At 68.4% G+C, this 12765-nt stretch carries 16 protein-coding genes; 10 read left to right on the top strand and 6 right to left on the bottom strand.

The features are described from left to right. Positions 1-1986 carry a S9 family peptidase gene (locus B1729_RS12640; protein ID WP_163617075.1) on the top strand — a complete coding sequence of 662 codons (1986 nt, stop codon included), beginning with the start codon at positions 1-3 and terminating at the stop codon, positions 1984-1986. Positions 1987-2055: 69 nt separating this feature from the next. Here B1729_RS12640 and B1729_RS12635 read toward each other — a convergent pair whose 3' ends face one another. Next, on the bottom strand, positions 2056-2613 hold the full coding sequence (locus B1729_RS12635) for a DUF308 domain-containing protein (protein WP_163617076.1): 558 nt from the start codon (positions 2611-2613) through the stop codon (positions 2056-2058). Between the two features lie 183 nt (positions 2614-2796). Here B1729_RS12635 and B1729_RS12630 point away from each other — a divergent pair, with 183 nt between their 5' ends. From B1729_RS12630 to B1729_RS12620, 3 genes are read left to right on the top strand one after another with little or no spacing between them, the layout of a single operon-like run. Continuing rightward, positions 2797-3390 (top strand): sulfite oxidase-like oxidoreductase, encoded by a 594-nt coding sequence (locus B1729_RS12630; RefSeq protein WP_163617077.1) that lies wholly within the window; start codon positions 2797-2799, stop codon positions 3388-3390. Further along, positions 3387-4112, top strand: a complete 726-nt coding sequence (locus B1729_RS12625; RefSeq protein WP_163633035.1) for a ferredoxin reductase — start codon at positions 3387-3389, stop codon at positions 4110-4112. The genes B1729_RS12630 and B1729_RS12625 overlap by 4 nt, the downstream gene beginning before the upstream one ends. Continuing rightward, positions 4112-4381 carry a DUF6510 family protein gene (locus B1729_RS12620; RefSeq protein WP_163617501.1) on the top strand — a complete coding sequence of 90 codons (270 nt, stop codon included), beginning with the start codon at positions 4112-4114 and terminating at the stop codon, positions 4379-4381. The genes B1729_RS12625 and B1729_RS12620 overlap by 1 nt, the downstream gene beginning before the upstream one ends. A 16-nt stretch (positions 4382-4397) precedes the next feature. Here B1729_RS12620 and B1729_RS12615 read toward each other — a convergent pair whose 3' ends face one another. Next, entirely contained in the window at positions 4398-5318 is a 921-nt protein-coding gene (locus B1729_RS12615) for an AEC family transporter (RefSeq protein ID WP_163633033.1), read from the bottom strand. An 88-nt stretch (positions 5319-5406) separates the two neighbouring features. On the opposite strand from B1729_RS12615, the gene B1729_RS12610 reads away from it, so the two are divergent. Continuing rightward, positions 5407-5856 (top strand): pyridoxamine 5'-phosphate oxidase family protein, encoded by a 450-nt coding sequence (locus B1729_RS12610; RefSeq protein WP_163633031.1) that lies wholly within the window; start codon positions 5407-5409, stop codon positions 5854-5856. Between the two features lie 721 nt (positions 5857-6577). On the opposite strand, the gene B1729_RS12605 is transcribed toward B1729_RS12610, so the two are convergent. Together B1729_RS12605 and B1729_RS12600 are read right to left on the bottom strand one after the other, a co-directional pair. Continuing rightward, entirely contained in the window at positions 6578-7303 is a 726-nt protein-coding gene (locus tag B1729_RS12605) for a Type 1 glutamine amidotransferase-like domain-containing protein (protein WP_345770815.1), read from the bottom strand. A gap of 170 nt (positions 7304-7473) precedes the next feature. Then, positions 7474-7941: an NUDIX domain-containing protein gene (locus B1729_RS12600; RefSeq protein WP_275575848.1), complete on the bottom strand. Its 468-nt coding sequence runs from the start codon at positions 7939-7941 to the stop codon at positions 7474-7476. A 130-nt stretch (positions 7942-8071) separates the two neighbouring features. Here B1729_RS12600 and B1729_RS12595 point away from each other — a divergent pair, with 130 nt between their 5' ends. Beyond that, the gene (locus B1729_RS12595) at positions 8072-8404 is read left to right on the top strand and encodes a metalloregulator ArsR/SmtB family transcription factor (RefSeq protein ID WP_163617082.1); all 333 of its coding nucleotides are present in this window, start codon (positions 8072-8074) and stop codon (positions 8402-8404) included. After that, a complete protein-coding gene (locus tag B1729_RS12590; RefSeq protein WP_163617083.1) occupies positions 8401-9063 on the top strand; it encodes a cation transporter in 663 nt (220 codons plus the stop codon). Before B1729_RS12595 ends, B1729_RS12590 begins: the two co-directional genes overlap by 4 nt. 51 nt (positions 9064-9114) lie before the next feature. Here B1729_RS12590 and B1729_RS12585 read toward each other — a convergent pair whose 3' ends face one another. Next, positions 9115-9474, bottom strand: a complete 360-nt coding sequence (locus B1729_RS12585) for a DoxX family protein (protein ID WP_163617084.1) — start codon at positions 9472-9474, stop codon at positions 9115-9117. 37 nt (positions 9475-9511) lie between these two features. Here B1729_RS12585 and B1729_RS12580 point away from each other — a divergent pair, with 37 nt between their 5' ends. After that, a complete protein-coding gene (locus B1729_RS12580) occupies positions 9512-10036 on the top strand; it encodes a TetR/AcrR family transcriptional regulator (protein WP_163617085.1) in 525 nt (174 codons plus the stop codon). Between the two features lie 41 nt (positions 10037-10077). Further along, complete coding sequence (locus B1729_RS12575) at positions 10078-10785, top strand: GNAT family protein (protein WP_163633029.1); 708 nt, start codon at positions 10078-10080, stop codon at positions 10783-10785. A 48-nt stretch (positions 10786-10833) separates the two neighbouring features. On the opposite strand, the gene B1729_RS12570 is transcribed toward B1729_RS12575, so the two are convergent. Further along, entirely contained in the window at positions 10834-11097 is a 264-nt protein-coding gene (locus tag B1729_RS12570; protein ID WP_163617087.1) for a DUF6458 family protein, read from the bottom strand. Between the two features lie 270 nt (positions 11098-11367). Between B1729_RS12570 and B1729_RS12565 the strand changes: the two genes are divergently transcribed. Beyond that, positions 11368-12666, top strand: a complete 1299-nt coding sequence (locus tag B1729_RS12565; protein WP_239525731.1) for an MFS transporter — start codon at positions 11368-11370, stop codon at positions 12664-12666. Positions 12667-12765: the final 99 nt, after the last annotated feature.

Here is a 12765-nt window from a genome sequence, read left to right as displayed (position 1 = left end):
GTGCGGGCACAGGACATCGAGACCCTGGTCTCCGTCGGACGCCCCGAGATCGCCGCTGACGGCTCGTTCGCCGTCTTCGCTTCGTCTCGCCCCGACATCGCCGCCAACCGGGCCGTCGGCCAGCTCTGGCGCGTCGATCTTCCGGACGCCGCGCCGCGCCGCCTCACCCGCGGCATCGCCGACGGCTCTCCGAAGCTGTCGCCCGATGCCTCCCGCATCGCGTTCGTGCGCGGCGACGCCAAGGGCAAGCCTCAGGTGCACGTCGTCGCGGCGGCCGGCGGCGAGCCGGTGCAGGCCACGGATGCGGTGCTGGGCGTCGAGGACTTCGCGTGGTCGCCCGATGGCGAGACGATCGCCTATCTCGCGCGCGTGCCCGAGAAGGGCCGCTACGGCAGCGTGGAGGGGATGGATGCCTCGGCCGAGGCGCCCCGGCACATCACGGGTGTCCGCTGGCACGCGAACGGCCTCGGCTACCTCGGCGACCGGCCCGCGCACGTCTTCGTGATCGCCGCGCCGCAGCCGGACTCGGAGCCGTTCTACGAGCCCGCGGCGGCCGTGCGCCCCGACGACGAGACGCCGCCGAAGAAGCCCGTGGTGGCCGCCGAGCCGCGCGGGTTGACCGACGGCGCCACCTCACACAGCGGCCTGGTGTTCACCGCAGACGGTCGCGAGGTGCTGACCGTGCCGGACGAGATCGAGCCCGACCGTCGTGACCTCCGCAATCGCGTCATCGCGGTGGCAATCGACGGCTCCGGCGAGCGTGAAGTGCTGTCGGCGGACGCCGGCCTGTCGCTGTCGGCGCTGGACGTCGCTGAGGACGGCACCATCGCCCTGCTGGCCAGCGAGGTGGGGGAGGGCGTCGACTTCGTCGCACCGGGCGTCGGCCTGTGGCTGCTCGAAGAGGGCAGCCCGGTGCGTCTCACGGATGCCGACGAGATCGACCTCGGCGAGGTCGGCAGCCATGTCACCGCCGTCGGCGATGCCTTCCTCGTGCAGGACCGCACGCGTGGGCGTGTGCGGCTGATGCGCGTCGCCCGCGACGGCGCCATCTCGGAGATCCTCGGCGGCGACCTCGAGGTCAACGGCCACGCCGCCGTCGGCGATCGCGTCGTCGCCGCCGTGGCGCGCCCCGACTCCTTCGGCGAGCTCGTGCTCGTCGAGAGCGGGGTAGCGCGAACCCTGACGTCATTCGGTGCGCGGGCCGCGGCATCCGGCATCGCCCTGCCGCGCGAGCTGACCGTGACGGGTCGCGACGGCTACCCGGTGCACGGGTGGGTCGCCACGCCGGAGGGCGACGGTCCGTTCCCGGTCATCCTGCAGATCCACGGCGGTCCGTTCGCGTCGTACGGCGTGCACCTGTTCGATGAGACGCAGGTGCTGGTGGATGCCGGCTACGCCGTGGTCTACTCGAACCCCCGCGGCTCGGCGGGATACGGGCGGGCCCACGGGCGCAGCATCCGTCAGCAGATGGGCACCGTCGACTTCGCCGACGTCATCGACTTCTTCGAGGGGGCCATCGCTTCCGACGAGCGATTCGACGGCGACCGCGTCGGCGTGCAGGGCGGCTCGTACGGCGGGTACCTCACCGCCTGGGTGATCGCGCACGACCACCGCTTCGCCGGCGCGATCGTCGAACGGGGCTTCCTCGAACCGGTGTCGTTCCAGGGCACGAGCGACATCGGATCGTTCTTCGGCGACGAGTACGTGGGCATCTCGGCCGACGACATCGCGCGGCAGAGCCCCATGGCCGTCGTGAGCCAGGTGACGACGCCGACGCTCGTGATGCATTCCGAGCTCGACTTCCGCTGCCCGCTCGAGCAGGCGACGCGGTACTACTCGGCGCTGAAGCGCCAGGGCACCGAGGCCGAGCTGCTCGTGTTCCCCGGCGAGAACCACGAGCTCACGCGATCGGGCCAGCCGCGCCACCGCGTCGAGCGGTTCGCTGCCGTGCTCGACTGGTGGCGCCGCTACCTGCCCGTCGATTGATACGAGCAGAGAATGATGACGGCCCCGGGAGCGATCGCTCCCGGGGCCGTCATCGTGGGTGACGTCTGATCAGATGTCGCCCTTGAAGGTGAACGCACGCACGATGTTGATGATGCCGAGGACGATGAGCGAGATGCCCAGGATCCACCAGAGCACGATGACGCCCCAGACCGGGGCGAACAGCACGATGATGCCCGCGATGATGCTCAGGATGGCGAAGAAGATCGACCAGCCCTTCGAGGCGGCGTCACCGAGCGTCGACAGCGCGACGATGCCCTCGACGATCCACATGATGCCGATCAGGATGCCGAGGAACAGTGCGAGCCACGCGGTCGTCTGACCGATGTTGAACAGCGCCACGACGCCGGCGATGATGAACAGGATGCCGAGCGCGATGTGGCCGACACGAGCCCAGCCGCCCTTCGTTTTCGAGAAGATCCCGAGCCCGGCGTAGACGAGCCCGGCGGCGATCGCGTAGATCGCGATGATGACGGTGACGACGGCTGCGGTCTTGCCGGGCCAGACCAGGATCAGGATGCCGACGATGAGCGCGAGGACGCCGCCGACGCCCAGCGCCGTGCGGATCCCGTTGACGGCCGACTTCTCGGCTTCGGATGCAGTAGACATGGGGGCCTTTCTGAGAGTTCCCTGTATGCGGTGCGGCTAAAGCTTAGACCCGTCGTCGAACTTCGCAACGAGCGTGAACGTGTGTTGCCCAATGCCCATCGCACCGCCGGGGTGCGGCGCGCTACCGTGAGCGTGCGTGACCGTGAGTATGTGCGCTCCGCAGGGCGCAGGAGGAGGGTTTCGATGGCCGTCGTTTCGAGGGGATTCGGAGCACGGCGTCGCGAGAGCGATCCGCGGCTGCCGCCCGGTCAGTATCTGACGGAGGACTTCCCGGTGCTGTCGGCGGGGCCCACGCCCCGCATCGACCTGGATGAGTGGCGCTTCGGCATCCGCACTGAGACCGGCAACGCGGTCTCGTGGACGTGGGAGGAGTTCCAGGCTCTCCCGATCGAGGATGTCGACACCGACATCCACTGCGTCACACGGTGGTCGAAGCTCGGAACGTCGTGGCGCGGCGTCTCGCTCGACACGCTTCTCGAATCGGTCGAGTCCGAGGCCGAGTACGCCATGGCTCACTCGTACGGCGGCTACACGACGAACATCCCGCTCGACGAGCTGCGCGACGGCCAGGCGTGGGTCGCGTTCGAGTTCGACGGCGCGCCGCTCGACCCCGAGCATGGCGGTCCCGCCCGGCTGCTCGTCCCGCACCTCTATTTCTGGAAGAGCGCGAAGTGGGTGCGTGGCCTCACCCTGATGGGTGACGACGAGCCGGGTTTCTGGGAGCAGAACGGCTACAACATGCACGGTGATCCCTGGACCGAGGAACGGTATTGGTGACGGTCGGGGGCTGGCAGCCCGCTCGCGTGGTCGAGGCCGTCGGCGTGACGCCGTCGGCTCGCCTACTGCGTCTTCAGGTGCCCGGGTGGCCGGGGAACGACGCCGGCCAGCATGTCGACATCCGGCTGACCGCCGAGGACGGCTATCAGGCGGTGCGGTCCTACTCGATCGGGTCGTACGGGCCGGGTGAGACCATCGAGCTCGCGGTGGACGAGATCCCCGACGGCGAGGTCTCGCCCTACCTGGTGCGGGATGTGCTGCCCGGCGACGAGCTCGAGGTCAAGGGTCCGCTGGGCGGCTATTTCGTGTGGCGGCCCGGGGGAGCGGCGCCCGTGCAGCTCATCGCGGGCGGTTCGGGCATCGTGCCGCTGATGGCGATGGTGCGGGCGGCGACGGATGCCGGGGCTGCGGCATCCGTCCGCCTGCTATATTCGGTCCGAACCACCGAAGACGCGATATATCGTGATGCGCTGGCGCGCACGGCCGGCGATGGGGGAGTGGGGCTGACCTGGCGATTCACGCGTGCGGCGCCGAGCGGCTGGACAGGACACGTGGGGCGGGTCGACGACGACCTGCTGCGCGCGGCCGTCTGGGAGCCCGGACGGGAGCCCATCATCTTCGTGTGCGGCCCGACGGGCTTCGTCGAGCACGTCGCCGACGCGCTCGTCGGGTTGGGGCATCCGTCCGCCCGGATCAGGACCGAACGCTTCGGAGGTGCATGATGCGCGCTGAGATCGCGACCAGTACGGTCGACGGCAACGCCGCCGCAGGTCTGCTGTGGGATGTGTTCGAAGCCGATGTCACCGCGTTGATCGCGGTGTGCGGCGGGTGTCACGAGGGGGCGCCGGTCGCAGAGGCGGTCGTCGAGATCGATGACACGGCCGCCATCGTGCGCTGCCGCGCCTGCACGCACACGCTCTTCACCGTGCTCCGGCACGAAGGGGGCGTGCGGCTCGTGATCGGCACGCTGCACGAGATAGTCCGGCCCTGACGGGGGAGTATCCGGCCTATCCCAGCAGCAGTGTCACCAGGATGAGCACGGGCACGCACCCGATCGTGGTCAGGAACACGGTGTCGCGCGAGATCGTCTCGCCCACGTCGTAGCGCTGCGAGTAGTTGAAGACGTTCTGCGCGGTGGGAAGCGCAGCGAGCACCGTCACCACCAGGACGTCGTGTGCGGTGAGGCCGAAGACGAACTCGGCGACCGCCCAGGCGATCACGGGCATCGCCACGAGCTTCAGGCTGCTCGCGAGCACGATGTCGCGCCGGCGACCCGATGGCCCGAGCACGCGCTGCCCGTGCAATGAGATGCCGTACGCGATCAGCAGGATCGGCACGCACGCGTTCGCGATGAGGACGGCCGGCTCCATCACGATCGGCGGCAGCTGGATCCCCGATACCGAGACGATCGTGCCCAGCAGCGAGCCGAGCACGATCGGGTTCGTCACCACGCGCCCGATCGCACGCCAGAGCGACGCGCGGGCGGTGGTGACGGCATCGAGGATCGCCATCGTGATGGGGGTGAAGACCAGCAGCTGCAACAGGATCACCGGCGCGGGATACGCCGCGCTGCCGAGCAGGTACAGGGACAGCGGGATGCCGATGTTGTTGGAGTTCACCTGGCCTGCACTGAGGGCTCCGATCACGGTCTCGCCGACCGAGCGCTTCCAGGCGACGCGTGCGATGAGCGTGTAGACGAGGATGACCGCGACGGCCGCGATCGCCGACACGGGCAGGAGTGCCGAGAACAGTGTGCGGACGTCGGCCTGCGCGAGCACGACGAAGAGGAGGAACGGCGACAGCACGAAGAACGTCAGCCGGGCCAGAACGGGGCGCGCGTGCTCGCCGAGGAGATCGATGCGGCCGAGGATCCATCCCACGAGGATCGCCACGCCCACCACGACGAACCCGGTGAGCGACTCCAGCATGCTCCGAGCCTAGGAAATCGTTCTCTCGGGGGCCAATCGCGCGTCGCCGTCTGACAGACTGGCACGCGCTGAACGAAGGGAGCCACGGATGCCGGAACCCCGTGACCGCGCGACTCGCAAGGCGGATCTGCTCGCCGTCCTGACCGCGCCCGCCGCCGACGTCTGGGTGGCGACCGCGTCGCCCGAGGCGGCGCCGTACCTGGTGCCGCTGTCGCTGGCGTGGATCGACGACCGTGCGGTCATCGCACTCGAGGAGCGCTCGGTGACGGCCCGCAACATCGCTGCGTCGGGTGTCACGCGCCTCGCGGTGGGTCCGACCCGCGATGTCGCACTGATCGACGCCGTGCTCGAGCGGTCGGCGGGCGTCGACGACGACGATTCGCTGGGAGAGCCATACGCGGCGCAGGCGGACTGGGACCCGCGGGGAGCTGCGGGATACGTCTTCCTCGTTCTGCGGCCGACACGCATCCAGGCCTGGCGCGAGTCTAATGAGCTCGCCGGACGCGTCCTCATGCGCGACGGCGCCTGGCTCATCTGATCCCGGCCGCCTGCGCCAGGCAGGTGCGGCGAGCGCGTCGTCGGTGTGACTTGGCTTTTCTTTTACAAGCGGCGCTGTTCGGCGGTGCGGCGCGGTGGATGTTGGGAAGTGGCTCCGGTCAGGCCATCTCTCGCGCGGACTCCCGCGCGGAATCGTCCGGGATGCGCTGGGCCGTGGGTGCTTGGTGACTGCGCCGATAATGCACATTATGTCAGCTTGTAGAGACTCTCTGTGCGAGGTTCGCGCAGAGCGAAAACGGATGCCGAACCGCGCTCCCCTCAACCCGGCTGTTGGCTTGGGGTTCTTGCCCTCGGCTTCCTCGAGGCTCAGCCAGCCGCATCGACCATCCGCGGCTACGACAGCTTCCGGGGACTTGAACCCTGGTTCTTCAAGAATGAGCAGGGCTTCCACTGCTTCATGCTGATCACTGGTCCCGCCACGGTGGACGGAGCCAATTGCGTGCCACCCGGAGTGGATCTGTTCGCAGACATCAGCTCTTGGCGCCAGTTGGTCGACGAGAACAATAAACCACTCCCTGCGGGGAGCATGATCCGATTTCATTACCGCGAGGACCGCGTTGATGTGTACGTCTACCGGTATCCCAGACCGAGTGAACGTCGTACCCACCACTCCCCCGCACGTGAAGTTCAAGGGTGGTTCAGTGTCTCCCGGAGCTTGGCGGCGAGGGCCTGGGGCTGGCCGACGTAGTCGAACTCGCCACTCATGAAGCCTCCGTGGATCGCTCGCGGGCAGGTTGCGACGAAGTCAGCCGCCCTGGCTGATTGGGAAGTACTTCCACTGACCTTCTGTGATGACCTTCATTCCGTCGGCGGTCACCAGGAGGCCGTCTGGTCGTCGATGGCGTATGCGAGTAGCGGATGCCGGCAGCCCAATTCTCCGCTGCGGCGAGGGAGTTGCCGGGTTCACCGTCGGCCGCAAGGTGCGGGCAGATCGAGAAATCGACGATCCCGAGCGCGCTGTCATCGCCGGTCGGCGGCTTCCAGCCCACGAACTCCCGGCCGATCTGCGGTGTCATCACCATGCTTCCCGCGCTCATTCCCAGCCACACCGTCTCCGCCAGCGACGGGAACATGTCGGCAAGTCTCGACTCCCGCAGCCAGTGGCTGAGGTAGAGCGCGTCGCCGCCGGCAGCCAGCAGCGCGTCGGTCTCGAGTACGAGCGGCTTCCAGCGCTCTTCATCGATGCTCGGCAGCGCGGTAAGCTCCAGCACTCCGACGGACTTCCAGCCGAGATCGACCATGGGATTCTCGGATCTTCCGCTGATGAACTCCCATGCCTTGATGCCGGGTCCCAGCCAGGGGTGACCGTACTGGGCGGTCGGTATGCACAGTGCGCTGGACTCGCTGATCGGCTTGCCGAGCAGGTCCTCGAGTGCGTGACGGATGGTCGGATTGGTGACGCCCGCCGACGTGAGAAGAAGCTTCATGATCCCTTCCCGGCGGCCTGGACGCGTCGCGCCCGGCTCGATGGTCCTCGTTGCGATGACTGCCGTCCATCGGATCCGGCCAGCCTAATCGCCGGGCCCCCGTCGGCGCCTGGGGTTTCGCGGCCTCGGTGCGCCCTGTCGGCGCGAGCGCGAGCGCGAGATTTCGCGGCTCAGGTTCGCGGCAGTGAGAAGCCCACGTCGAGCAATCCGACAGAGTCGTTTTCGCGGAGCCACACCAAGGCGGCGCGTTCGTAGGCCGGAATCTGCGGGGGCAGGTCCGTCAGATCGAACCACCGCAGTTCGGCGCACTTCTCCGGCTCCATGATCGAGGGCTCGCCGCTCCACGACGCGCAGGCGAAGAACCAGTCGACGCGTTGCTCCCTCGGATTGGACGTTCCGTCCGTACGCTGCATGACGGCTGAAGGAACAAGCTCACTCGCCGACACGCTGAGGCCGAGCTCCTCAGAGAGCTCCCGAGTGGCCGCCTGCACTGCGGTCTCCCCCGGTTCCAGGTGGCCCGCTGCGCCAGCGGTCCAGAAGCCGTCCATGTATCCGGTGTTGCGGCGCAGCTGCAACAGCACCCTGCCGTCGCGCACCATGTAGACATACGCCGCGGGAATCAAGCTGTAACGAGTCACCGGACGACCATAGCGGCCCGAGAGAGGACGCCGGCCAGCCGATCCCCCGCATGTCCCTCCGAAACGCGAGGACGATGTGGCAGTTGGTTCAGAGTTTCGTTGATTCACGCGTCCATGTACTATCCCACTCATGGCAACCGCGACCGTCACCCACACCGCCGCGCTGGCCAGGCTCGGCTATGCCCTGTCCGATTCCACACGCACCGGCGTACTGCTCGCGCTGCGCAGTGGACCCGCCTACCCGTCCGACCTCGCCGACGCCATCGGCGTTTCCCGACAGGTGATGTCGAATCAGCTGGCCTGCTTGCGGGGATGCGGACTGGTCGAGGCCGTTCAGGAAGGGCGTCGGTCCTCCTATCGGCTCGCTGACGAACACCTCGCGCCCGCTCTCGGCGAACTCCTGCAGCTGGTGCTGTCGGTCGACCCCGAGTGCTGCACGGATGAAGGCTGCAGTTGCGCATGACTGCGTCACTCATCCCTGAGCGTCGAGAGACGCTGCAGCGTCGGATCCGCTGGATCGTCGCCGTCACCATCGGCTACAACGTCATCGAGGCGGTGGTCGCCATCACCGCGGGTACCGTCGCATCCTCCGGCGCACTCATCGCGTTCGGGCTGGATTCCACCATCGAGGTCGTCTCCGCGGCCGCCGTCGCCTGGCAGTTCACCCGCCGTAACCCGGAACGCTGGGAGAAGCCCACACTCCGCGTCATCGCAATCGCCTTCTTCGCCCTGGCTGCCTACGTCATCTCCACGTCGCTGCTCACGCTTATCGGCCGGGTGGAGGCCGAACACAGTGCCCTCGGCATCCTCATCACCGCGCTCAGCGTGATCATCATGCCGCTCTTGTCCCTCGCCGAGCGGCGCGCGGGCCGCGAGCTCGGCTCCGCCACCGCGGTCGCCGACTCCAAACAGACCCTGATCTGCACCTACCTCTCGGCCGCCGTACTGATCGGGCTTCTCCTGAACACCGGCTTCGGGTGGTGGTGGGCCGACGCGATCGCCGGCCTCGTCATCGCCGGATTCGCCGTCCGCGAGGGCAGAGAAGCGTGGCGCGGCGATGCCTGCGCCACCTCGGTCGGCATGCTCCTCGAGGACGAGCCCGACGACCACGTCGCGCGTTGAGCAGCCGACGCATCGTCCGCCGAGTTCTCGTGGGAGTCCATCCGTCGAGGGCTAGACCAAGAAGCAGAACACACCTGTCGCGAGGCAGAGGACGAGCATCCCCGTCGCATTGACGAAGAGGTTGCGGCCGAAATCTCGGGCGCGAATGTGCATGCCGATCGCGAACAGGAAGTACGCCACCAGGCACGCTGTCGTGAGCGCCGCGAGTCCAGGAACAAGGATCCCCAGCAGCAGTCCCCCGGCGGCCGCGAATTTGATCGGCGGCATCAGCCACCACAGCCGCCGTGGCCAGCCCACATCCTCGAAGCATCTCGCTATGAAGCGCACGGGCTTGAGGCAGAGCACACCGTCGATGAACGAGATCGCCGCGAGGACGATCACGGGCCAGACGGGATCCGGCAGGAGCGTCATTCGCCGACCATACCATACGGTTTGGTATGGTGGGTTCATGTCGAATGAGCGGTGGATCGACGAGGGACTCCGAGTCCTTGCCGACGAGGGAATCTCAGGGGTCAGGATCGATCGGATCGCGGCGCGCGTGGGGCTGAGCAAGGGCTCGTTCTTCCACCATTTCGCGAACGCCACCGCGTATCGGGCCGCGCTCCTCGACGCATGGCGCACGCGCACCCTGGATCAGATCGGCGATGCGCCGGCGCTGTCGGACCTCGCTGAGCTCGCGACCCGCCTCGATGCGCCGATCGATGTCGATCTCGAACGCTCGATCCGTGCGTGGGCCTCACACGATGAGTCCGCTGCCGTCGCGCTGGAACAGGTCGACCGCGCGCGTCTGGCGGCGCTTCAGCATGCGTGGGCCGGGCGCGTCGCCGATCCCGATCGTGCGAGGGTGGCGGCACTGGTCCCCCATCTGGTCGTGATCGGTGCGACGGTCGCGTATCCCGCGACGACCGCCGACGAGCTCGCGGCCGTGTTCCGGCTGCTTGCCGACCTCATCCCGGCCGTTCCCGAGTCCTGATCCGCCCACCGGCTGCCCAGAGACTCTGGCAGACTTCCGGGATGCCGCACTCCGACGCGCTCGCCCGGCTCTGGCCCGCTTCTGCCGTACGGGTGCGTGCCGGCGACCTGGAGCTGCGCTGGATCGACGACGACCTCCTGGTCGAGCTGTCCGATCTGGCCGGGCGCGGCATCCATGATCCCGACCAGATGCCGTTCGAGCACCCGTGGTCCCGCGGCTCCGCCGACGAAGTCGCGCGCAGCGTGCTGGCGTACCAGTGGGGCATCCGCAACCGGCTCTCGCCCACGGAGTTCGTCCTCGAGCTCGCCGTGGTACACGAGGGAGTCCCCGTGGGAATCCAGGGCATCACCGCGAGAGACTGGTCCGTGCTGCGGCGAGTCACGACCGGGTCGTGGCTCGGACGAGAGCACCAAGGACGCGGAATCGGCACTCGCATGCGGATGCTGGCACTGCACCTGGCGTTCGAGGGTCTGGGCGCGCGCGAGGCGACGTCCGGGGCGTTCGCCGACAACGTCTCGTCCAACGCCGTTTCGCGGCGCGTCGGCTACGACTCCGACGGCGCGCTCCACATCGCGCGCGAGGGCGAGGCGGCGCTTCATCGTCGATACGTCATGTCGCGCGAGCGCTGGGAGTCGCTCCGCGCCGACCATGTGACCCGGCTCGGCTCGCCGATCGAGCTTCAGGGGGTCGACGGCCTCCTCACGCAGCTCGAGACGCCTCCATCGGCGCCCGAGTCCCCAGACGCCTGACCGCGGGCGCCGAGGCGCCCGCGGTCAGAGGTTTCGTCAGGGGGCTGGTCAGAGTCCGGCGGCGTCGTCCGTCGTGCTCGTGCTGCGGCGGGTCACCTGCTCGTTGACGTTCGGGTCGACCGCCGTGTGGGTGACGGATTCCGACCGGCGCCGGCGCGCCAGTAGGACGATGCCGACGATGAAGATGACGGCTCCGGCACCCATGAGGATGTAGCCGATCATGTCGAGATTCACCCACTCGACCTCGACGTTCACCGCGAAGGCGAGGATGGCGCCGATGGCGAAGAGGGCAATGCCTGCTCCGATACTCATGCGAGGTGTCCTTTCCGGGGCGCGGCGGTCAGCCCTCCCCTGTTCTGGGACGCGGGGTCCCACAGTCACCTTTCCGCATCCCCGGTGGTCGGAAGAGGGGGTTGACAGATGACGGATGCCTTCCCCGCCGCCGCCGGAACCGCTTGGCGACGTGCGATCCACCCCCATCGCGGGCGTCGATCAGCCGGGGCCTGCGGCCGCGGGATCCGTCGCCGTGACTACTGTGGAATGGTGCCCAGCCTGTCCCGTCCCCGTGTGACGGGGCCGGGAATGCGCGCCTGGTTGATCTGGACGGTCGGCGTCGCCGCATATGTCCTCGCGATCACGAACCGCTCGTCGCTGAGCGCCGTCGGCGTCGATGCCGCAGCCCGGTTCGACGCGGACGCGGCCACCCTGTCGATGTTCGCCGTCGTACAGCTCGCCGTCTACGGCGGCATGCAGATCCCTGTCGGGGTGCTCCTCGACCGTTACGGGGCACGGCCGATCATGACGGTCGGGATGCTGCTCATGGCGTTGGGGCAGGTGACCATGGCATTCTCCCCCAGCGTCGGCATCGCGATCCTCGCCCGCATGCTGCTGGGTGCCGGCGACGCCGCCATCTTCCCCGGGGTGCTGCGCCTCATCGCGACGTGGTTCCCCGCGCAGCGCGCACCCGTCATGGTGCAGCTCACCGGCATCGTCGGGCAGGCAGGACAGCTGGTCGCGCTGCTCCCCCTCGCCGCGCTGCTGCACGCCACCTCGTGGACGATCACGTTCGGCAGCATCGCCGGGCTCGGGGTCCTGTTCGCGATCCTCGTGTTCCTCCTCATCCGCAATCACCCGCCGGACCGCGACGAGGATGTGTCGGTCGACACCGACACCGGGGCGATCCGGGTCGTGACGTCATCGGTCGACACCGGGGTCGGCATCCGTGCCGCGTGGGCTCATCCGGGCACCCGCCTCGCCTTCTGGTCCCACTTCACGACGCCGTTCGCGGGGACCGCGTTCGTGCTGCTGTGGGGCATGCCCTTCCTCACTGCGGGCGAGGGGCGCACGACGGCCGAGGCCGCCTCGATCATGTCGCTGTACGTCGTGGTGGGCATGGCGCTGGGGCCGATCATGGGCGAGCTCTCGCGACGGGTGCCGCACCTGCGCTCACGCGCACTGGTGCTTCCTACCGTGGCGGTGCAGGCGGTCGCCTGGCTCGCCGTCATCGCGTATCCGGGGCCGGCGCCGCTCTGGCTGCTGCTGGCGCTGGCCGTCGCGCTGGCCACCGGCGGACCCGCCTCGATGATCGCGTTCGACCACGCGCGCACCCACAACCCCTCCCACCGCCTCAGCACCGCCACCGGCGTGACGAATGCCGGGGGCTTCCTCGCGGCGCTTCTGGCGATCCTCCTCATCGGTCTCGCTCTCGATCTGCAGGGCGCCGGCACCCCGGCGACCTACAGTCTCGACGCCTTCCGCATCGCCTTCCTCATGCAGGTGCCGCTGTGGCTCCTCGGCAGCGTGTTCATCGTGATCGAGCGCAAGCGCACCCGCATTCGCCTCGGAATGGATCCCCCGAGGGCTCGGCGTCCCCGGCGCTGAGCGCCCTCGAGCGCCGAACCGGGCAACTCGGCGCGTTGCGGCATCCGATCGGTACTGTGAGCGTATTCGGTGCGTCAGCTGCGCCGGATCGAAAGGATT

It is taken from the genome of Microbacterium sp. B35-04 (assembly GCF_010634885.1).
GTDB lineage: Bacteria > Actinomycetota > Actinomycetes > Actinomycetales > Microbacteriaceae > Microbacterium.
The sequence above is the reverse complement of the archived record's forward strand: the minus strand, read 5'-3'. Positions and strand labels throughout refer to the sequence as shown.

Excerpts from the sequence above, each read along its gene's own strand:
- B1729_RS12635 (WP_163617076.1), bottom strand. The coding sequence starts at position 2,613 with ATGTCTACTGCATCCGAAGCCGAGAAGTCGGCCGTCAACGGGATCCGC.
- B1729_RS12630 (WP_163617077.1), top strand. The coding sequence starts at position 2,797 with ATGGCCGTCGTTTCGAGGGGATTCGGAGCACGGCGTCGCGAGAGCGAT.
- B1729_RS12620 (WP_163617501.1), top strand. The coding sequence starts at position 4,112 with ATGCGCGCTGAGATCGCGACCAGTACGGTCGACGGCAACGCCGCCGCA.
- B1729_RS12615 (WP_163633033.1), bottom strand. The coding sequence starts at position 5,318 with ATGCTGGAGTCGCTCACCGGGTTCGTCGTGGTGGGCGTGGCGATCCTC.
- B1729_RS12610 (WP_163633031.1), top strand. The coding sequence starts at position 5,407 with ATGCCGGAACCCCGTGACCGCGCGACTCGCAAGGCGGATCTGCTCGCC.
- B1729_RS12605 (WP_345770815.1), bottom strand. The coding sequence starts at position 7,303 with ATGAAGCTTCTTCTCACGTCGGCGGGCGTCACCAATCCGACCATCCGT.
- B1729_RS12595 (WP_163617082.1), top strand. The coding sequence starts at position 8,072 with ATGGCAACCGCGACCGTCACCCACACCGCCGCGCTGGCCAGGCTCGGC.
- B1729_RS12590 (WP_163617083.1), top strand. The coding sequence starts at position 8,401 with ATGACTGCGTCACTCATCCCTGAGCGTCGAGAGACGCTGCAGCGTCGG.
- B1729_RS12585 (WP_163617084.1), bottom strand. The coding sequence starts at position 9,474 with ATGACGCTCCTGCCGGATCCCGTCTGGCCCGTGATCGTCCTCGCGGCG.
- B1729_RS12580 (WP_163617085.1), top strand. The coding sequence starts at position 9,512 with ATGTCGAATGAGCGGTGGATCGACGAGGGACTCCGAGTCCTTGCCGAC.
- B1729_RS12575 (WP_163633029.1), top strand. The coding sequence starts at position 10,078 with ATGCCGCACTCCGACGCGCTCGCCCGGCTCTGGCCCGCTTCTGCCGTA.
- B1729_RS12570 (WP_163617087.1), bottom strand. The coding sequence starts at position 11,097 with ATGAGTATCGGAGCAGGCATTGCCCTCTTCGCCATCGGCGCCATCCTC.
- B1729_RS12565 (WP_239525731.1), top strand. The coding sequence starts at position 11,368 with ATGCGCGCCTGGTTGATCTGGACGGTCGGCGTCGCCGCATATGTCCTC.